Here is a 20,816-nt window from a genome sequence, read left to right on the forward strand (position 1 = left end):
GTTCATAACATTTATATGATAGAATATTTCTATTGCAATTTTTGTAGAACTAACATGTAAAGCTGTTATCACAATATGAAAATTAATTGCTTTTAAGTAATTTTGTTCTTCGTATAAACATTATAACACCTTTAGCTACGTGAGTAATATATTGGGATTATTTTTCAAATTAACTGCAAAAAACTTAATTTACAGCAATTTAATTAAGGTGAAGTGAATTAGCAATGATTTTCATAATTTGGAATGACCATTGCTTCTAGGGAACATTTAAGAATTGGAAAAGGGAAGATTAACGCTTTATGAAAAATTTAATATCTATAATCATCATTTTATGTTTAACAGTAAGTATTATGACACCATATGCACAAGCTGCTAACAGTGACGTAACCCCTGTACAAGCAGCAAATCAATATGGTTATGCAGGATTATCAGAAGCATATCAACCAACTAGTGCAATCAACGTAAGTCAAACAGGACAACTGTTGTATCAATATAATATAGATACAAAATGGAATCCGGCTTCTATGACAAAGTTGATGACGATGTATTTAACATTAGAAGCTGTAAATAAGGGACAACTTTCATTAAATGATACTGTTACAATGACGAACAAAGAATATATTATGTCTACACTACCTGAGTTGAGTAACACGAAACTATACCCTGGACAAGTATGGACAATCGCAGACCTGTTGCAAATTACAGTTTCTAATTCTAGTAATGCTGCGGCATTAATTTTAGCTAAGAAAGTATCAAAAAATACCAGCGATTTCGTTGATTTAATGAATAACAAAGCTAAAGCTTTAGGTATGACGAATACGCATTTTGTCAATCCTACAGGTGCTGAAAACTCGAGATTACGTACATTTGCTCCAACAAAATATAAAAATCAAGAGCATACAGTAACAACTGCTAGAGACTATGCAATTTTAGATTTGCATGTATTAAAAGAAACACCTAAAATATTAGATTTTACTAAACAATTAGCTCCAACTACACATGCAGTAACTTACTACACATTCAACTATTCACTTGAAGGCGCAAAAATGAGTTTACCAGGTACAGACGGTTTAAAAACTGGATCAAGTGATACAGCAAATTATAATCACACAATAACAACTAAACGTGGTAAATTTAGAATTAATCAAGTAATCATGGGTACAGGTGATTATAAAAACCTTGGCGGTGAAAAACAACGTAATATGATGGGGAATGCATTAATGGAACGTTCATTTGATCAGTATAAATATGTGAAAATATTGTCTAAAGGTGAGCAAAAGATAAATGGTAAGAAATATTATGTTGAAAATGATCTTTATGATGTTTTACCAAGTGATTTTAGTAAAAAAGATTACAAACTTGTAGTCGAAGATGGTAAAGTACATGCGGACTATCCAAGAGAATTTATTAATAAAGATTATGGTCCTCCGACTGTAGAAGTTCATCAGCCAATAATTCAAAAGGCAAATGCTGTTGCTAAAAGTATATGGGCAGAACATCCATTATTCACTATCATTGGTGGTGCATGCCTAGTCGCTGGTTTAGCACTAATTGTTCATATGATAATCAATCGTTTATTTAGAAAAAGAAAATAAAACATACTAAAATGGACAAGTTTCACATTATAAAGCTGCGAAACTTGTCCGTTTTATATTTATTTTATAATAATCTATGTTAATTTATCGTTTAGTATTGATAGTTTAATATGATTTATTTAGCATCTTTACCGTATAATTCTTGTTTGATTTTAGTCGTCGAAATGCCTTCTGTACGTTTTAAATAAATGACTTCACATTTATCCTTTAAGAAGTCGAATTCACCTTCCCAATCATGTCCCATAACAAAAACATCTACATCAAATTTTTCGACATCGTCTTCTTTTTGTCCCCAGCCCTTTTCTGGAATGACTAAATCGACATAGCGTATAGATTCAAGCATCATTTTTCGTTGTTCGTAATCATAATATGATTTTTTATGTTTAATTTGATTAAATTCATCAGTTGATAATGCTACTATTAAATAATCGCCCATCTCTCTTGCACGACGAAGCAATTCGATATGACCATAGTGAAGTAAGTCATATGTGCCATATGTTATTACACGTTTCATTAAGTTATCCTCCTCATATTGTCACATCATACGATTGCAGTTTATGGCCATCAATGTACACGTTATCGTTTTAACATTGATTTTGTTCGATGTGCAAACTTTCTCCCTTTAAGTTGTATCAAGAATTTTTTATAAGTCGGCCTATTAATGCCCACTTGAATTAATGTTTGTCGCCACAATTCGTATGTTTCTCTATCCCAATTCCCACCAACAAATTCTATGGTATTTATAATGTCAAACATATTTTGTGATACATAATCAGAATGCTGCATAGACATAATATAGTCTTTTACGAGTTGAATTGTCGTGTGCGTTACTGCTGGGTGTTCATTCATATAATATTTTAATGAATTATTGAATAAAATACGATCAACCATATCACTATATAATATCCTTTGTTCAGGTAATAGTAACATTTCCATGACTCGTTGTCTTATTTTCATAATTTCTGTGATATATCTATTAAAATCTTCATTGTTACTTGTAGCATGTGTATCTATATCGTTATCTCCGACAATCATCTGTGAAACTAAATGTATATCCGTAGCTTTTTGCATCGCTTTGACAAGTATTTCGTGATTGTAAGTGTTAGCTAAGGTTTCGTCACACTGTAATTCAGCAAATTTAGCACTGAATAACTTTCCGTCAAAAGACATCCTTGATAATAAATCAGGTTGTTCTGTTAATGTAACGATTCGATTTTCTTTAATAAACTCATCACCAGTTTTCAATTTCCATTCACCATGGTAATCGTAAGCTCGCTGCCCTATTACCATATCAATATTATCATTATTTTTGAAGGCTGCAGTTAGCCAATCTAATTTACCTGGCAATACGATTGATGTTGGATTTATGACCATAAATGCGTCACTATCATGCGGATCTGTCATTTTGATATCCATCAAACCTTTATTAATACACTTAGCTATCGAAGCATTTTGTAATTGTATTAATGAAATATGCTTGAGTTCTCTTTGTAACTGTTCAATCATAGGAATTGTTTGATCGGTAGAACCACCGTCAATACAAAGTATTCTAAAGTGTTCTTTACTCTCAATAGATATTAACAATTGTCGAATTGTTGCCTCATTATTACATGTAGGTATGATTATCGTAAGCCTCATTTTGTCACCATCTTATCTATATATTCTATGAGCTGATGTAAACTTTTATCAGTATTATACTTATGCCAATCTTTAAATAACGGACTTAATAGATGCTCTTTTTCTTGTAACGCCATTATTAAATCTTCTTCAGTATACACTTTGTAGCTATCCGGTATTACTTTGTAAAATTGGTTCAGGCCTCTCACCTTATCATATTTTCCTTCATCATACACATAAAATATAGTTGGAATATCTAACAAGCTAGCTTCTATTGGCAGCGAACTATAGTCGCTAATAATTAAATCTGACATTAGCATTAATGTAGACGTGTCGATTGAAGATACGTCATCAACGTCTGAACGTTCAATTGATGGATGTAATTTATTAATTAGTGTATATCCTGGCAAACATTTTTCAAAATAATCTTTATCAATAGCCCTATTATCTGCTTTATCTTCTCTATATGTTGGGACATATAATGCCAACTTATTTGTAATTCCATATTTATCCTTTAACTCTGCCTTAACTGTTGCTCTATCAGCTGTATAATATTTATTAATTCTCGGAAGCCCAAAATACAACATTTGCTCTTCTGTTGCACCTAAAGACTGTTTAAAACATTGTGACATTTGTTCACAACCCACTAAGTAAAAATCAGTCGCTTGATAAACATTACGGTACTGCTGAACCATTGCCTTGTCAGACACATCGACTTGATGATCTGTTAAGCCAAAGTCTTTTAATGCACCACTGGCATGCCAGGTTTGAACAATGTGTTGATCAGAAGTCTTTTTATATCCCCCTAGTAATAGGTAATAATTATCAATAATAATCATCCTCGCACTTTTCAAAGCCTTGATTTGTTTTACTAATGTTCGATTAGTCATTTCTATCAAATCAACATCGTCGCTAAGTTCAGATAAATAAGTCGCTTGTTTTGGTGTTGTTAAAACAGTTATCTGATACGACGAAATATTTAATGCTTTGATGATAGGCTTAATATCTTCTGGAAAAGTCATCATAAATACGATATGCGGTTTATCAATCACTTGAGGCGTAATCATTTTAGAAAGTATTCGAACTACCAAATGATAAAATTTCTTTATTAAAACGTTCATAATACACCAACTTAATATGTTATTTACTTAAATTATAAACAAAAATGAACCCCACTTCCATTTATTAATGGTTAGCGGGGTTTCGTCATATAAATATATTACAAGAAATCTGCAAATTGATCTCTATATTTCATGTGTAAATATGAACCAATCGCGAAGAAAATGGCAACAATACCAAAATTGTATAACATTAATTTCCAATGATCCATGAAATACCATTCGTGATACAAAATTGCTGCACGGTATGATTCAGCAATAAAGTATACAGGGTTATATTTCATCATTTCATGAATTAAACCACTTATACCATGGTTTTTCGGCAACCATAAAATCGGTGAAAAGTAAAATAATATTCTTAATATCGCTTGCATTAACATTTGCGTATCTCTAACTAACACACCTAGTGTTGATGTTAATAACGTCACTGAAGCAGTTAAGAAAAAACAAAACGGTACATATATCAATAATTGAATGATATGTATTGATGGATAAATACCTGTAAACATACATGCGATGATAACAAGTAAAAGTAAACCTAAATGTCCATAAAATCTACTTGTAACAATATATGTAGGTATAATCGATAACGGAAAATTCATTTTCGATACTTGATTAAACTTTTGCGTAATAGCTTTTGTCCCCTCTAAAATACCTTGGTTGATGAAGAACCACATACTAATACCAACCAATAACCAATATACAAAAGGTACGCCATGAATCGGTGCATTACTTCTTATCCCTAATCCAAAAACCATCCAGTAAACCATAATTTGCATAACAGGGTTTATTAATTCCCATGCTACACCTAAATAGTTACTATGATTGATAATTTTAACTTGAAACTGAGCCAGTCTTTGAATTAAATAAAAGTTCTTTACATGTTCTTTAAAAACTGTTCCTATTGCTGACATTCCATTAAACCACACTTTCAAATGTTTAACTATTTCTCTACTTAACTAAATAGTATTATAATAATTGTTGTAAATACTATCACTATACATGGGTATTATCAAAATTATTGTCTAGTTCTTTAAAATATTAGTTTATTACAAATACATTATAGTATACAATCATGTAAGTTGAAATAAGTTTAGTTTTTAAATATCATTGTTATCATTGATGATTAAAACTTTGTGTCATATTACCAACTCTGATAATAACAAAATCTTCTATACACTTTACAACAGGTTTTAAAATTTAACAACTGTTGCGTAGTATATTATAATCTAGATAAATGTGAATAAGGAAGGTCTACAAATGAACGTTTCGGTAAACATTAAAAATGTAACAAAAGAATATCGTATCTATCGTACGAACAAAGAACGTATGAAAGATGCACTTATTCCCAAACATAAAAACAAAACATTTTTCGCCTTAGACGATATTAGCTTAAAAGCTTATGAAGGCGATGTGATTGGGCTCGTTGGCATAAATGGATCTGGTAAATCAACGCTAAGCAATATTATAGGTGGCTCATTATCACCTACTGTTGGAAAAGTTGACCGCAACGGTGAAGTAAGCGTAATTGCCATTAGTGCTGGGTTAAGCGGACAATTAACAGGCATCGAAAATATTGAATTTAAAATGTTATGCATGGGTTTCAAACGTAAAGAAATCAAAGCAATGACACCTAAGATTATCGAATTTAGTGAACTGGGTGAGTTCATTTATCAACCAGTTAAAAAATATTCAAGCGGTATGCGTGCAAAGCTTGGATTCTCTATTAATATCACAGTAAACCCGGATATCCTAGTCATTGACGAAGCTTTGTCTGTTGGTGACCAAACGTTTGCTCAAAAATGTTTAGATAAAATATACGAATTTAAAGAACAAAATAAAACTATTTTCTTTGTTAGTCATAATTTAGGCCAAGTGAGACAATTCTGTACAAAAATAGCATGGATTGAAGGCGGCAAATTAAAAGATTATGGTGAGCTTGATGATGTATTACCAAAATACGAAGCTTTCTTAAATGACTTTAAAAAGAAATCAAAAGCGGAACAAAAAGAATTTAGAAATAAACTTGATGAATCACGATTCGTCATCAAATAAATAAATAAATAAGAACCGAGATTATGCTTCCCCAGCAAATACTCGGTTCTTATTTATTATTGTAAGATTATTTAATCTTTTTATTTTTTCTTTTTATCTTAGCTATTTTATACATAAATATTGGAATGCTCTTAAGTCTACCAATTCGTTTCCAATCAATTAATGCTCGGTACACCCACTCAATATTTAATTTTCTGAAGATAAATGGCGCTCTTTTTTTAGCTCCTGCAAATACTTCTAAAGAACCCCCAACTCCCATCATTACAGTAGAAACAAATTGTTGTTCATGTGCCATAATCCACTCTTCTTGTTTAGGGAATCCCATACCTACAAAAATATAATCTGGTTTAAACAATTTAATGCGCTTAACCACTGTTTCATCTTCTAAATCAATATATCCATGGTGATGTGCAAAAGTAATATTTGGGTATCTTAGTTGTAATGCGTATTGCGCCGCTTCAACTATCTCATTTGTTGCGCCAAGTAAAAAAACTTTTTGATGATTTACATGTGCAATTTTTAAACATTCATCCATCAACTCAATACCTGGAATACGTTGAGATAATGAACGATTCAAGCGACGTGAAGCTTTTACTACACCTGTTCCATCCGCAACAATATAACTTGCTCGATTAATTAATTCTAAATATGCTTGATGAGTTGTCGCATAATTTACTATTTCAGGGTTAGCTGTCACTATAAAAAGATTATTTGTTGTTTGGTGTGCAAAAAATGTTTTAATGTTTTCGACCATCTTTAACATTGTTGTATTATCAAAATTGACCCCTAAAATATCAACTTTAGATGTGTTGCTTGTTTCTTCAACAGTCATAAAAGGAATCTCCTATCTTTTATCATTATTATTTTAGTGTAATTAAAATTAACAAGAATTATACTTATCCCATTTATATCGAAATGATTTTGCTTTATTTTAACACATTATTTCCTTCACAAAAATTAAAATTAGTTTAACTAACGTAAGTCTAAAGTCTAACGCCAATTATGGCATTATCCTTTATAATAAGAGAGAATTAATTTTTAATTTACAATCTTATATGAGGTTACACAATGAATTACTTAACTAATTTTCTAAAAACAACAACAGAACTAAATATTTATATCATTGTTTTCGTTGCAATAATCTATATTGTCGTCCATCAATTTAGACATAAACCTATATTGAATTATTTGGATATCATTTTAAATTATATACCTGTTCTTACACATGAGTTTGGACATGTGTTATTCAATAAAATAGCTGGAGGACGAGCAAAAGATTTAGTTATTGTTACAAGCCCAAGAGAACGACAGCTAACTCTACAACAAGGATTTGCTGTTACGCAATCCAGACATTTAGTCGGTCAATGGCTTACAACTCTAGGTGGTTACTTAATGCCCCCAATGATGTTGCTTATAGGTTTAGCATCAAGTCACTATCAAATACCTAGCATATTTATTTTTAGCTATTTATTGATATTTATCTATTTTCTAATATTAACATCTAGAAAAGGTACGCCTATTATTGTTATTACATTAATTTCAATTATGCTTTACTTTATATTAAAAGATGACAATGTTTTAGCAATCCAAATGATTGTCACTATTAGTTATCAATTTATATTAGGTGTTTTACTAGGTGAAGTCCTTCAGTCTAGTTGGACAATTTCAAAATTAACTTTCCAGCGTCCAAGCCCACAATGGGACGGAAGTGCACTTAAAGATCTTAGCCATGTTCCAATCTTTATTTACAGTACAATTTGGATTATCTTTAACCTTTATACAGTAAATATTTTACTTAAATACACACATCTATTAAGTTAATAAAAAGAAGCCTTAAATTACTATCCGTCAATGTCTACTAGTGCATTTACGTTTAACTTTAAGGCTTCTTTATTTTATTTTTCAGCGAACATGTTCATAGCATTTTCATAGCTAATAATTATAACATTGTCATTACGTTTAATAATAATAACTTTATTCATTTCATCTTTAGACACGATTTCAACTTCATTACCTATCGATATATCTTTACTAGACAGGTACACTAACAAATCCGTTTTATCTCTCACACGTTTGATAGTTACAAGATCACCCGGTTCATAATTTAAAATAGTCGTAACATATTTCTCTTTATATTCATTATTTCTTGGTATAACTCCGCCATGGGGACACGTTTCAGGAAAATTCAATAGACTATCTAATCTCTCTACAAATAAATTTGAGATTCGATGTTCTAAAATTTCTGCTTCTTGATGTACTTCTTCCCAATTATATTTCAATATTTCTATTAAAAATAATTCTAATAGTCGATGCCTCTTAATAATATCAAGTGTATGCATTAAACCATCTTCCGTTAATCTAACACCTTTATATGGTTTTGTTTCGACATAACCTGCTTTTTCAAGACGACCTACCATTTCACTTACAGATGGAGGTTTAATATTTAAAAATTGAGATAAGATTTTATTTGTCACAAAATTTTTATCGCCATTATTTGTAAGAATTGCCTTTAAATAATCCTCTTTTTCTTCAGTTAACATACTTTCACCTCACATACATTCACTTTATTATATCACGAATTTACTTGACATGATAAATATTCTCAGTTTATTATACAATTAATTAGGTTAGCCTAAACTTTTAATTAGGAGGTATATACGTTTGTTAGAAACAAAAGATTTAAATTTGTTTTTAGGTAATAAGCATGTACTTAAAAACATTTCTTTATCGATACCAGTTCGCGGTGAAATTATTGGTATCATGGGCCCAAACGGTGCTGGTAAATCTTCGCTAATCAAATCTTTAATTGGCGAATTTAACGCTACCGGTACAAAATTGTTATATAACAAACCTATACAACAACAACTGCAACACATTACATATATTCCACAAAAAGCACATATTGATTTAGATTTTCCAATAAGTGTGGAACAAGTGATTTTATCAGGTTGCTATAAAGAAATTGGATGGTTTAGACGGCCTAATAAATCAGCAAGGGATAAACTCAAACAGTTATTAAGCGATTTGGAATTAGAATCTTTACGTCATCGACAAATTTCAGAATTAAGTGGTGGACAATTACAACGTGTATTAGTAGCGAGAGCATTGATGTCCGAAAGTGAAGTGTATTTTCTAGACGAACCTTTTGTAGGAATTGATTTTAGTAGCGAAAAATTGATTATGACAAAAATAGAAAATTTAAAACAACAAGGAAAACTTATCTTGATTATCCACCATGATTTATCAAAAGCAAAACAATACTTTGATCGCATTATTCTATTAAATCAAACATTACGATACTTTGGTGATAGTGAAGAAGCTATGAGTGTCACTCGCTTAAATGAAACTTTTATGAGTAGTACAGACTGTAGTGACCCTAGTCAAAGGAGCAATATAACATGTTAGAGTTTGTCGAGCATTTATTTACATATCAATTCTTAAATCGTGCATTGATAACTTCAATTATTGTAGGGATTGTTTGCGGTACAGTTGGTAGTTTGATTGTATTACGAGGTCTTTCATTAATGGGAGATGCAATGAGTCATGCTGTATTACCTGGTGTTGCACTATCATTCTTGTTTGGTATACCAATGTTTGTAGGTGCACTTGTAACTGGTATGATTGCAAGTATTTTTATCGGTTATATCACATCTAGTAGTAAAACGAAACCAGATGCCGCGATTGGAATTAGTTTTACCGCTTTCTTAGCTTCAGGGATAATTATTATAAGCTTAATAAACACAACGACAGATTTATACCATATTTTATTTGGTAACTTATTAGCTATCACAAATAGTGCTTTTCTAACAACAATTGTGATTGGTTCAATTGTCCTAATATTAATCATTATTTTCTATCGTCCATTAATGATTTCTACGTTCGATCCAACGTTCAGTAGAATGAGTGGTCTAAATACTACGTTACTACATTACTTTGTGATGTTATTACTTTCATTAGTAACAGTCGCAAGTATTCAAACGGTTGGTATTATTCTTGTAGTTGCTTTATTAATTACACCTGCATCTACAGCATTTTTAATAAGTAAAAAACTGTACTCAATGATGATTATAGCGAGTTTAATAAGTGTCATAAGTTCGATTGTTGGACTTTATTACAGCTATATTTATAACATTCCAAGTGGTGCAACAATTGTACTTTGTACATTTGTAATTTATATCATCACATTATTTTTCACAAAATTTACGAATAGAAAGAAACGAGGAAGTTTAACATGAAAAAATTAATACCTTTATTATTAGCCTTATTGCTTCTAGTAGCTGCATGTGGTACTGGTGGTAAACAAAGTAGTGATAAGTCAAATGGCAAACTAAAAGTTGTAACGACAAATTCAATTTTATACGATATGGCTAAAAATGTTGGTGGAGACAACGTCGATATTCATAGTATTGTCCCAGTTGGTCAAGATCCTCATGAATATGAAGTTAAACCTAAAGATATTAAAAAGTTAACTGACGCTGACGTCATTTTATATAACGGCTTAAACTTAGAAACTGGTAACGGTTGGTTTGAAAAAGCCTTAGAACAAGCTGGTAAATCTTTAAAAGATAAAAAAGTTATCGCAGTATCAAAAGATGTTAAACCTATCTATTTAAACGGTGAAGAAGGCAACAAAGATAAACAAGACCCACACGCATGGTTAAGTTTAGACAACGGTATTAAATACGTAAAAACAATTCAACAAACATTTATCGACAACGACAAAAAACATAAAGCAGATTATGAAAAACAAGGTAATAAGTACATTGCACAATTGGAAAAGTTAAATAATGATAGTAAAGATAAATTTAATGATATTCCAAAAGCACAACGTGCCATGATCACAAGTGAAGGTGCATTTAAATACTTCTCAAAACAATATGGCATTACTCCAGGTTATATTTGGGAAATTAACACTGAGAAACAAGGTACACCAGAGCAAATGAGACAAGCAATCGAGTTTGTAAAAGCACATAAATTAAAACATTTATTAGTTGAAACAAGTGTTGATAAAAAAGCAATGGAAAGTTTATCTGAAGAAACGAAGAAAGATATCTTCGGTGAAGTGTACACAGATTCAATTGGTAAAGAAGGCACTAAAGGTGATTCTTATTATAAAATGATGAAATCAAACATTGAAACTGTACACGGAAGTATGAAATAACTCGCTGAGTTTTAATGAAGTATGATGAATTGATGTTGATGCAACCTAAAATATTGGTTTTTCCAATATTTTAGGCCATACATCAACATAGCAAAGTCGAAGACTAATAGTCCCATATCGTGCGTTAAATATATATTACCCTCCTATTAATATATACCGTTCCCGATCGCACGATATGGTGGTATTAGAACTTCTCTTTGAACGAGAGAGAAAAGCTAGAAGTTCTTATGCAGTTTTGATTTAAACTTTAAACATTTATCACTCTTTGAATAAAAGAGCAAAGCTAAAAGCTTTATGCAGTTTTGATTAAACTGTCGTTCCCTTCATCTCTTTTAACCATAGAGATGCGTTAGAATTTCTTCTAATACAATTTATATAACGCCATTCCCTACACACTCTTTTAAAGAGATTCACACGCGCGAATAAATTGTATTACATACTAACTTTAAAAAGGCTTTTCTTAATCGTAGTAACAAAGTTTGAGGTTCTTATGTGATTGGACAACTGTTCTCCCTACTAGACTTTTAGCATAGCTGGTTAAAAGTACTATTACAGATTGTTCAATTGTATGCCCCTTTCCTTTGAACGGAATACTAAAAGTTATGTGCAGTAACTTTTAGTAGGCATACCACTTTTGCATCAAGCTATAAATAATCGCATACTTTGATATTTAATCTGGCCTATCAAAGTAAATATCTATGGTTTCCTCCCCCCATAGATCCTCAAGCCACACTCATCCGATGTCATATGAGTGTGGCTATTTTTATGTAAATTAACTTCTCACCTTCTTTAAATGACATAGCAAATCAACTTAATACGAGTTCTCCATCAAATGTGGTGAGTATATAATTTAAAGAACTATTTTAAATTACAACTTTTAGAGTTTTTATTATTAGATAGAGGCAATTGCGCTTTTTGTGTATTAAAAAAAGCAGGAAGTTTTACCTTCCCACCATAAAAGATGAAGTACCTTAATACGCAACTCATATTTAAAAGGGATTGATGAAAAGCCATTATGTTTTTCATCAATCCCTTTTAGCATAGTTACGAACTACGTCATACTATCTACAATAACCATTTCATCATAATTGATTGCCTCTCTTAATTTCAAAGCAGTACCTTCAGATACCTCATCTGTATCAATCAATTCACGTAAAATGCGACGTTGTTCTCGTAAAGCATTTAATTTAATTTTAGTAATCGTATCTTCACTTGCAGAGTTGAAGAAATTAGATGGTGTTAAGTTTTCAATTCTCATTAAATAACCATCACAAACCATCCCTACTTCTAGTGTGTTATCTTTCGTCGTCTCTTTAGATAATCGACTGACAACATTATAATGAACTAACTTATTGATTTTATTTAATTCCATTAAGTTATCTGTAACACTTAACGAAGAAGCAGAATTGACTTTCGTTTGAACTCGTCGTTTTAATAATGCACCACGTAATAAAACTATCATTCTTCTAATTAATGAAGCCTGTTTATATACCTGCGTTCTTTCTGCATAACGCATATAGTTTTCAAGTACACTATTTGTAATTTGTCCTTCATCTACTAAAGATTCTAGCGTTTTCGTTTCAACATTAAACGCAATTTTTTGCAATCGTTCTAATTCTTTTGAGTTTTCATCATCTTTTTCTACTGTTTTTAAAAATGCTAACTTATCATGATACTCTTTAATGACATTACCATATTTATAACTTGTTTCAAAAGTTGATTTCTGATTTAAGTAGTCAATAACATGTTCGAGTATATAAATTCTAGCGACTTTAAACGACATATTGCCAATAACAGTTTTAGGTGCTGGTTTTGTTAACATTGGTAACAAAACTTGAGCAACTACTAAACTAATAATTACCATTCCTGATGCTATAAATAATAAGTCATTTCGATAAGTAAACTCATGGTGCCCAGCTAAAAAGTACGGTAATGTTAAAGCAATTGCTAATGATATTGTCCCATGCACACCACATAAAGTCATAATTAAAGCATATAAACTACGCTTCGGTGGCTTCTCAGTCGTTGGATTATCATCATCATTTTTAGACATCATTTTTTGGAATGGACTGATGGCTAAATAAAAATACGGATATAAGACATAAACCCAAACAAATCTAAATAAGTATACGGCAAATGCAACAACAACTGTTATACCAATTAAAAAGATCAAATTGTGTGGTTCTGTTTTAATAATTTTAATGACAACTTCAGGAACTAAAAAACCTAGTATTGAAAAGACAAAGCCATTCAAAACATAGCCTAAAATATTCCACGTATGATTGTAACTCATTTGTAATTGTGTACGTACTTGCATAATTCTATCTCGTTCAAATCCATGTACTAGACCAGCAACTACTGCTGCAATGATACCTGATGCATGGAATAATTCAGCAATTAAATATGTAACGAACGGTGTTAACAATTGAATTATCGTAAACATATTTATGTTTTCATAGCCTCGACGCATCAATGTCAATCGGAATCTTACTAATGCCATACCTATAAGCAAACCAATGACTGCACCACCTAATGATGCAACTAAAAATAACTGGACTGCATCTACAAGTGAAAATGCACCTGTTACTAATACGCCAACAGCTATTTTAAAAGAAATGATACCAGCAGCATCGTTTAATAATGATTCACCTTCAAGGATAGTCATTGCGCCTTTTGGCAATACTTTTCCTTTAGTGATTGCTTGTACAGCTACTGCATCAGTTGGGCAAAGTATTGCTGCAATAGCAAATGCTGCCCCAATAGGTAAATCTGGCCATATCCAATGTATAAATAAGCCAACGCCTATGACTGTAGTTATTACTAAACCTAATGCCATCATCATTACTGGTTTAATGTACTTTCTTAAATGTACTCTTGATACATTAACACCTTCTACAAATAATAAAGGTGCAATCATTGTTACCATAAATAATTCAGAATCAAAATTAAATTGAACAGGGATTGGGGTAATAAATAGTAACATGCCCAAGAAAATTTGTATAAATGCTAGGGGTACTTTAGGTATGAAAGTATGGACGAAAGAACTTAGTATTACAACAGCTATAAATATAAGTATTGTTTCAAATATTTCCAAACTTTCACCTCTCTAAAAAGTATTGTTTAATTGAAAATTAAGTATCACATCTCGTTGTAATAATACTTTTGAGGATAATTTAATTAACGACCACTAAAGTAATTAAATATAGATTTTGTTCTACGATTGCAGTACTCAAATTTGCAATTATTTAATTTTATTTTATCACTAATTGTTTGAATAAATAAACATCTTGCTTTCTGTGTACCGTATCATTACCAGTGAGTAATTAACAAAATGAGCACTTCGACATAACATTAAATGTCTCGAAGTGCTCATTTGATTATTTATTTTAATAAAATAAGTGGGATTACCTATCTTCTCATTATATTCATCTGTCTTTTTGGTACCATGATTTTCGATGCGCTTCTCTTTTTTTGGCACGAGCTTTTAATGCGTCGCTAGAATTTTGTTCATTAGAACTTAATAGTATAGAAGTATGTGTTTGCTCATCATTTTTTCTATACATGTAAGCCCCATTTCGATATGCAGCTCGAGCTACTAAATGCATCCCTACAGGTGAAGTTAAATTTATAAAAACAAGAGAAAGTATTAATCTTACACTGAAAAAACCTGTATTTACAATAAAATAAATGAACACTCCTATTAACGTTAGTAACACAGAAAGCGTTGAACTTTTAGTAGCAGCATGGCTTCTTAAGAATACGTCTTGAAATTTCACAATTCCTATTGCACTAATAAGCGCAATAATACTACCTAGCAACAACATCACGGCGGCGATAAGACTAAAGATTTCTTTTGTTATTTCCATTAAACACATACCCCCCACCAATAAATCTAGAGATAGAAACAGAACTAACAAACGAAATTATGGCGATTAGCATGATGGAATCTAGAAAGGATACCGTATCCATTAACACACTTAACACTCCAACGATTGACATAACCACTGCGCTAGTAGTATCAAATGTAACTACTCGATCTGCTGTAGTCGGACCTTTTATTAGTCTAAATAAACAAATGATTAATGCGATCCCAAAAATAATGAGCGCGCTAATTATCATCATATTTGTTATTGACTGAATCATCGCGACACCTCCAATATTAAGTCTTCATAATGCTTAATACTTCTTACTAGACTTTCTTTTTCATTCTCAGATACATCAATACTATGAATAAAGAACTTTTTAGAGTCTTGAGAAATTCTTATAACAGTAGATCCAGGTGTAATGATAATTAATATGGTTAAAAATGTAATTGCCCAATCACTTGAGAGCCTTGTTTCATAGGACAATAATCCTGGATTCATATCTTTAGTTTTGAAAAGAATATAATTAATTGTGCTGATACTAGATGTCAATAATTGATATAAATAAACACCTACAAATTTAATTGCCACCCATATTTTTCGAACATAAAAATCATCACTAAAAAATCTGTGTAATATATATATGACAATTAAACCAATTAGATATCCAGAAAAGAAAGTGGAGAATTTAAAATGATCTTCATCTTGAAATAACACCCATAAGAATGCAATGATAATATTTAAAACAATTTGATTCATTTAGTCTTCTCCTTTCAAATGTGGATTAACAAGTTGATGATATAATTGATCATTTGTATTAAGTTCCGTTGCCTCATTTGTAATTTTTAATAATATTGGTGCAGCTATTCCGATAGCAATTACAGCAATGACTAAAATGCTAAGTATACCTTTACGATATTTTGGGATTTTCTTAAAACGAACTTCTTCACCGTCTTTATCTCCAAAATACATATAAAATAAAATTCTAAACAAACTATACATAGCAATTAAGCTTGTAATAATCATCAAACCTAGTCCTACATAATTGCCATTTTGCAATGCACCTTGGAAAATAAGTACTTTTCCTGGGAATCCACTAAACGGTGGTACACCACCAATTGCAAATATCACTATAATAAATGCGACACCAAAAAATGGTTCTTTTTTAGCTAACCCATTTAAATATTGATATTGACGAAAACCTGTAATGTAAACTAAGCTACCAATAATAAAGAACAGTAATGTCTTTACAACAATATCGTTAACTAAATAAAAGATTGCACCGTTAATACCTTCAAAAGTATTTGTTCCTAACCCCAAAATAATAAACCCTATAGAAATAACAACTTGGTATGCTGCAATCTTTTTAATGTCTTTATATGCTAAAACCCCTATCGATCCTATAATCATTGTTATCGAAGCCATAACAGCTATTAACGGATGTATCAAATTGTTGTGCTGGTCAAATATTAATGTAAAGAAACGAATCAATGCATATGCACCAACTTTAGTCATTAAAGCTGCAAACAATGCCGCTAATTCAGTATTTAACACTGCATATGCTTTAGGTAACCACATAAATAAAACAAGTGCTGCTTTACTACTAAATGCGACTAAAAAGATTAGCGAAATTATCGCAACTGTTTTATTATCACCCAGTTCATTTAAGCGTAATGCAATATGTGAAAAATTAAGTGTGCCTACAGTCTTATATAACAATCCTATTCCTAATAAAAACAACCATGAACCGATAATGTTTAATACAACATAGATAATAGCTGCCCTTAATTGCTCAACAGATTGCCCAAGTGTAATTAATACAAATGAAGCGAGTAACATAATTTCAAACATAACATATAAATTAAATAAATCAGATGTTAGAAATGATCCAATCACACCTACACTTAAAAATAATATAAAAGATGGTAAGTGATAGCGATTTGCTTTCTGTTCTCCACGACCAAATCCGTATGCCATGATTAATGTTATGACAAAAGAAGCGGTCGTAACCATAATTAAACTTAAAGAATCTCCTAAAAATTGTATGCCAAATGGTGCTGTCCAACCACCAAAATCTAATGTAATCGGTCGATGATTTTGAACATAAATTAATAATAGTAATGAAATCAATGTTGTAACAGTCATCGTACCTAGATATAAATATTTAGAAATCTTGTCATTGTTTTTTAAAAATACAAGAATCAAAGCACATAGGAATGGTAATAGCATCGGTAAAATCAGTGCATTACTTAGCATCATCATCCCCCCTTAAACCATCAATTTCATCTTCTTTCGTTACTCTGTAGGTTCTATAAACAAGTACAAGTAAAAAGGCAGTCATACCAAATCCAATAACAATCGCAGTAAGTACAATTGCTTGCAGTAATGGATCTACAAATAATTGATTTCCACTTGTAATCAATGGTTCTGATTTGTTAGAACCGTATGTCCCCATGCTCATTATAATTAGATTACCTGCATGCGTGTAAATTGAAATACCAATAACAATACGTATTAAATTAATAGATAAAATCATATAAGTGCCAATAAACACTAAAAACCCTATAACTAATAATAATATTAAATTCATGACCTACCTCCACTAAGTGACAACATTACAGTGACAATAACACCCACTACAGAGAATAATATACCTAATTCAAACAGCGTTATTGTGGACACATGGATATGTCCTAAAATTGGAAGCGCCCATGTTGTTTCATATTGAGACAAGAACGGCTTTCTAAAAAATGTCGGTATAATAGCTGTCATAGAAGATACCAATGCTCCAACTATCATTAATACTCTAAAATCAATTGGCAAACTTTTTAATACTTCATCAACATCAAATGCAAGAAACATTAATATAAATGCTGAACTAAATATCAATCCACCAATAAAACCGCCACCTGGATTATTATGACCGGCAAAAAAGACATAGAATCCGAATGTCAATAATATAAATACAACTAGTTTAGTAACCGTTTTTAGTACAACATCATTCTCTTTCATCTTGTCCCCTCCGATCTTGATAATTTAATAATGTGTATATACCTAGTCCAGTAATGATCAATACTAATCCTTCAAACAAAGTATCTAGTGCTCTAAAATCACCTAGTATCGCATTTACAATATTTTTACCACCTGTTAATTTATCAGCTGTATGGTAAAAATCTGATATAGATGATAGACCATCTGCTTGTTGCGCAATAAAAATAAGTGATACAACTATAATTGCCATCAGCAGAGATACAATAATTTTGATAGTTTCTCTTTTTACATTCGCTTTAGACCTTGGTACGTTTGGCAACCTTGAAAAGCTAACAATAAATAATATTGTCGTAATCGTTTCAACTACAAGTTGAGTCAATGCTAAATCTGGTGCCTTCATAACGATAAAGAATAACGTTACAACAAAACCTATAACACCATTTAAAATTACCATAGTCAGTCTTTGACGGATAAAAATCAATGACATACCTATAATGACAGTGACAATTGCCAAAATAATTTCCATAGGACCAAATTCAGAAACATGTAATTGATGTACTTTAGGAAATCCTATACGGATATAGCCATATCCGATAATAATCATAAAAATAGATAAAGTAATAATAATATATTGATTTAAGCGATCTTGCATGATTAGTTTAAAGGTATTCGTAGCAAATTTTTCAAAATGTCGATAAACAAGTTCATATCCTTTTGAAACTGAAATCTGTCTTATCTTTCCGGATATAATTCTTTTCCAGTCAACTTTTAACGCCATCACAAGTCCAACTAAAATAATTATTAACGTTAATACAAATGGTAAATTAAATCCATGCCATTGTGATATGTGCGGTGCGTATTGATCAATTTGAGGTCCTACTCCAGAAACCGCTCTTAATGCCGGAACAATGATTGCTTGACCAAAAATGTTTGGAATGAAAAATATTAAAGGTATAAGTACTGTTAATACGATTGCTGGAAAACTAAATGGCAATGGTTCATGTATATTTTTTTTAGTACAAACTGAGATGTCGTATTTCCCCCAAAATACTTCTTTAATCATGTAAAGGGCATATGTGAATGTAAAAATACTCGCAATAACACCGATAATAACTAACACAATCTTCAGTACGAAGTTAAATTGAGGTAATTGAACTGCTTGTGTTAAAACATCTAAAAACATTTCTTTACTTAAAAATCCATTTAAGAATGGTATACCTGCCATAGATAAAGCAGCAATTGTCATGACTATATTCATTTTTGGGAATAGATGACGCATCCCGCTTAAAATTCTGATATCTCTAGAACCCGCTTCATGATCTAAAATACCAACACCCATAAATAGTGCACATTTAAAAATTGCATGATTCATTAAATGGAATAACGCTGCAAACAAGGTAAATGAATAAATTGTAGTCACTTCATCATGTGGATGTTGTGCAAAACCGCCACCAATGCCAACTAAAGCCATAATCATACCTAACTGGCTAATGGTAGAATAAGCTAAAATCCCTTTTAAATCCCATTGTTTTAAAGCTATAATCGATCCAAATAACATTGTGGTTAAGCCAACAATCGTCACAATATATATGTACAAATTACTTAGCCCTAATACTGGCGTAAATCTGAGTAATAAAAATATACCTGCTTTAACCATCGTGGCAGAGTGTAAATAAGCACTCACAGGTGTCGGTGCAGCCATAGCTTTAGGCAACCATATGTGAAACGGAAATTGTGCAGACTTTGTAAAGGCTCCTAGTAAAAACATGAAAATTATTGGAATAAATAAAGCATGATTTTTAATATGATCTGCTTGAGCTAATATATCGGATATAGTGTTGGTTCCAGTCACTATATATAACATGATAAAGCCAATTAATAATGCTAATCCTCCAAATACAGTAATCATAAATGATTGCAATGCACCAAATTGACTGTCACCATTGTTATACCAATATGAAATTAAAAGAAATGACGAAACACTAGTTAATTCCCAAAATACATACATCATTATCGTATTATTGGACAACACAATGCCAATCATACTAAACATGAACAGCGTTAAATAAAAATAAAATCTTGGTAAATTATCTTTTCGAGAGGATAAATACTGTGTTGCATAGAAAAAAACAGCGATTCCTATCATTGAAATAATAAGCGCAAACATTAAACTCAAACCATCTAAGCGTAATTCTAAATTAATATCTAATGTAGTAAGCCACGGTATGGAAACAGAAATATATTGTTGCTTTATCACAGATGGTATTTGAATTAAAAAGTAAAAAGATGATATAACTGGTGCAATAATCGCGATATAACCTGCATAGTTAGCCATAGATCGATGACTAACAGTTACTAAAATCATTGCCATAATAACTAATATTGCTATTAATAAATAAACCAAACTCATTATTTG

Annotated in this window: 20 protein-coding genes; 6 read left to right on the plus strand and 14 right to left on the minus strand. The window is 31.2% G+C overall.

All coding sequences use genetic code 11. The features are described from left to right. Positions 1-299: 299 nt before the first annotated feature. On the plus strand, positions 300-1,595 hold the full coding sequence (gene pbp4, locus CD116_RS11765; protein ID WP_047550043.1) for a penicillin-binding protein PBP4: 1,296 nt from the start codon (positions 300-302) through the stop codon (positions 1,593-1,595). Between the two features lie 115 nt (positions 1,596-1,710). On the opposite strand, the gene tagD is transcribed toward pbp4, so the two are convergent. From tagD to tagG, 4 genes are all read right to left on the minus strand, one after another. After that, positions 1,711-2,109, minus strand: coding sequence for a glycerol-3-phosphate cytidylyltransferase (gene tagD, locus CD116_RS11770; protein WP_000832260.1), 399 nt, complete (start codon positions 2,107-2,109; stop codon positions 1,711-1,713). A gap of 62 nt (positions 2,110-2,171) precedes the next feature. Then, complete coding sequence (locus CD116_RS11775) at positions 2,172-3,233, minus strand: glycosyltransferase family 2 protein (protein ID WP_047550048.1); 1,062 nt, start codon at positions 3,231-3,233, stop codon at positions 2,172-2,174. Next, entirely contained in the window at positions 3,230-4,333 is a 1,104-nt protein-coding gene (tarB, locus tag CD116_RS11780; RefSeq protein ID WP_047530276.1) for a teichoic acid glycerol-phosphate primase TarB, read from the minus strand. Before tarB ends, CD116_RS11775 begins: the two co-directional genes overlap by 4 nt. 98 nt (positions 4,334-4,431) lie before the next feature. Then, the gene (gene tagG, locus CD116_RS11785; RefSeq protein WP_047427604.1) at positions 4,432-5,244 is read right to left on the minus strand and encodes a teichoic acids export ABC transporter permease subunit TagG; all 813 of its coding nucleotides are present in this window, start codon (positions 5,242-5,244) and stop codon (positions 4,432-4,434) included. 346 nt (positions 5,245-5,590) lie between these two features. On the opposite strand from tagG, the gene tagH reads away from it, so the two are divergent. Further along, positions 5,591-6,385: a teichoic acids export ABC transporter ATP-binding subunit TagH gene (gene tagH / locus CD116_RS11790; protein WP_001103232.1), complete on the plus strand. Its 795-nt coding sequence runs from the start codon at positions 5,591-5,593 to the stop codon at positions 6,383-6,385. A gap of 67 nt (positions 6,386-6,452) precedes the next feature. Here the strand turns inward: tagH and tarA are convergent, their stop codons facing one another. Continuing rightward, entirely contained in the window at positions 6,453-7,217 is a 765-nt protein-coding gene (tarA, locus tag CD116_RS11795) for an N-acetylglucosaminyldiphosphoundecaprenol N-acetyl-beta-D-mannosaminyltransferase TarA (protein WP_047550051.1), read from the minus strand. A 236-nt stretch (positions 7,218-7,453) separates the two neighbouring features. Here tarA and CD116_RS11800 point away from each other — a divergent pair, with 236 nt between their 5' ends. Continuing rightward, positions 7,454-8,206: a M50 family metallopeptidase gene (locus CD116_RS11800; protein WP_047550054.1), complete on the plus strand. Its 753-nt coding sequence runs from the start codon at positions 7,454-7,456 to the stop codon at positions 8,204-8,206. 74 nt (positions 8,207-8,280) lie between these two features. On the opposite strand, the gene CD116_RS11805 is transcribed toward CD116_RS11800, so the two are convergent. Beyond that, positions 8,281-8,925: a metal-dependent transcriptional regulator gene (locus CD116_RS11805; protein WP_047530269.1), complete on the minus strand. Its 645-nt coding sequence runs from the start codon at positions 8,923-8,925 to the stop codon at positions 8,281-8,283. 121 nt (positions 8,926-9,046) lie between these two features. On the opposite strand from CD116_RS11805, the gene CD116_RS11810 reads away from it, so the two are divergent. From CD116_RS11810 to mntC, 3 genes are read left to right on the plus strand one after another with little or no spacing between them, the layout of a single operon-like run. Continuing rightward, entirely contained in the window at positions 9,047-9,790 is a 744-nt protein-coding gene (locus CD116_RS11810; RefSeq protein WP_000894464.1) for a metal ABC transporter ATP-binding protein, read from the plus strand. Beyond that, positions 9,784-10,620, plus strand: coding sequence for a metal ABC transporter permease (locus tag CD116_RS11815; RefSeq protein WP_000889254.1), 837 nt, complete (start codon positions 9,784-9,786; stop codon positions 10,618-10,620). The genes CD116_RS11810 and CD116_RS11815 overlap by 7 nt, the downstream gene beginning before the upstream one ends. Then, complete coding sequence (gene mntC, locus CD116_RS11820) at positions 10,617-11,546, plus strand: manganese ABC transporter substrate-binding lipoprotein MntC (protein WP_047427620.1); 930 nt, start codon at positions 10,617-10,619, stop codon at positions 11,544-11,546. Before CD116_RS11815 ends, mntC begins: the two co-directional genes overlap by 4 nt. A 1,051-nt stretch (positions 11,547-12,597) precedes the next feature. Here mntC and CD116_RS11830 read toward each other — a convergent pair. The 8 genes from CD116_RS11830 to mnhA2 all read right to left on the minus strand — a co-directional run bounded on the left by CD116_RS11830 (position 12,598) and on the right by mnhA2 (position 20,810). Beyond that, the gene (locus CD116_RS11830; RefSeq protein ID WP_047427624.1) at positions 12,598-14,640 is read right to left on the minus strand and encodes a cation:proton antiporter; all 2,043 of its coding nucleotides are present in this window, start codon (positions 14,638-14,640) and stop codon (positions 12,598-12,600) included. A gap of 331 nt (positions 14,641-14,971) precedes the next feature. Further along, a complete protein-coding gene (gene mnhG2 / locus CD116_RS11835) occupies positions 14,972-15,412 on the minus strand; it encodes a Na+/H+ antiporter Mnh2 subunit G (protein ID WP_047550056.1) in 441 nt (146 codons plus the stop codon). After that, on the minus strand, positions 15,387-15,689 hold the full coding sequence (mnhF2, locus tag CD116_RS11840) for a Na+/H+ antiporter Mnh2 subunit F (protein WP_047427630.1): 303 nt from the start codon (positions 15,687-15,689) through the stop codon (positions 15,387-15,389). The genes mnhG2 and mnhF2 overlap by 26 nt, the downstream gene beginning before the upstream one ends. Beyond that, positions 15,686-16,168: a Na+/H+ antiporter Mnh2 subunit E gene (gene mnhE2, locus CD116_RS11845; protein WP_047427633.1), complete on the minus strand. Its 483-nt coding sequence runs from the start codon at positions 16,166-16,168 to the stop codon at positions 15,686-15,688. Before mnhE2 ends, mnhF2 begins: the two co-directional genes overlap by 4 nt. Then, positions 16,169-17,665, minus strand: coding sequence for a Na+/H+ antiporter Mnh2 subunit D (gene mnhD2, locus CD116_RS11850; RefSeq protein WP_047427636.1), 1,497 nt, complete (start codon positions 17,663-17,665; stop codon positions 16,169-16,171). After that, complete coding sequence (mnhC2, locus tag CD116_RS11855; RefSeq protein WP_001048984.1) at positions 17,655-17,999, minus strand: Na+/H+ antiporter Mnh2 subunit C; 345 nt, start codon at positions 17,997-17,999, stop codon at positions 17,655-17,657. Before mnhC2 ends, mnhD2 begins: the two co-directional genes overlap by 11 nt. Further along, the gene (gene mnhB2, locus CD116_RS11860; protein WP_047530263.1) at positions 17,996-18,421 is read right to left on the minus strand and encodes a Na+/H+ antiporter Mnh2 subunit B; all 426 of its coding nucleotides are present in this window, start codon (positions 18,419-18,421) and stop codon (positions 17,996-17,998) included. Before mnhB2 ends, mnhC2 begins: the two co-directional genes overlap by 4 nt. Beyond that, on the minus strand, positions 18,408-20,810 hold the full coding sequence (gene mnhA2 / locus CD116_RS11865; RefSeq protein WP_047550061.1) for a Na+/H+ antiporter Mnh2 subunit A: 2,403 nt from the start codon (positions 20,808-20,810) through the stop codon (positions 18,408-18,410). Before mnhA2 ends, mnhB2 begins: the two co-directional genes overlap by 14 nt. Positions 20,811-20,816 lie beyond the last annotated feature (6 nt).

Source organism: Staphylococcus schweitzeri, from assembly GCF_002902405.1.
GTDB lineage: Bacteria > Bacillota > Bacilli > Staphylococcales > Staphylococcaceae > Staphylococcus > Staphylococcus schweitzeri.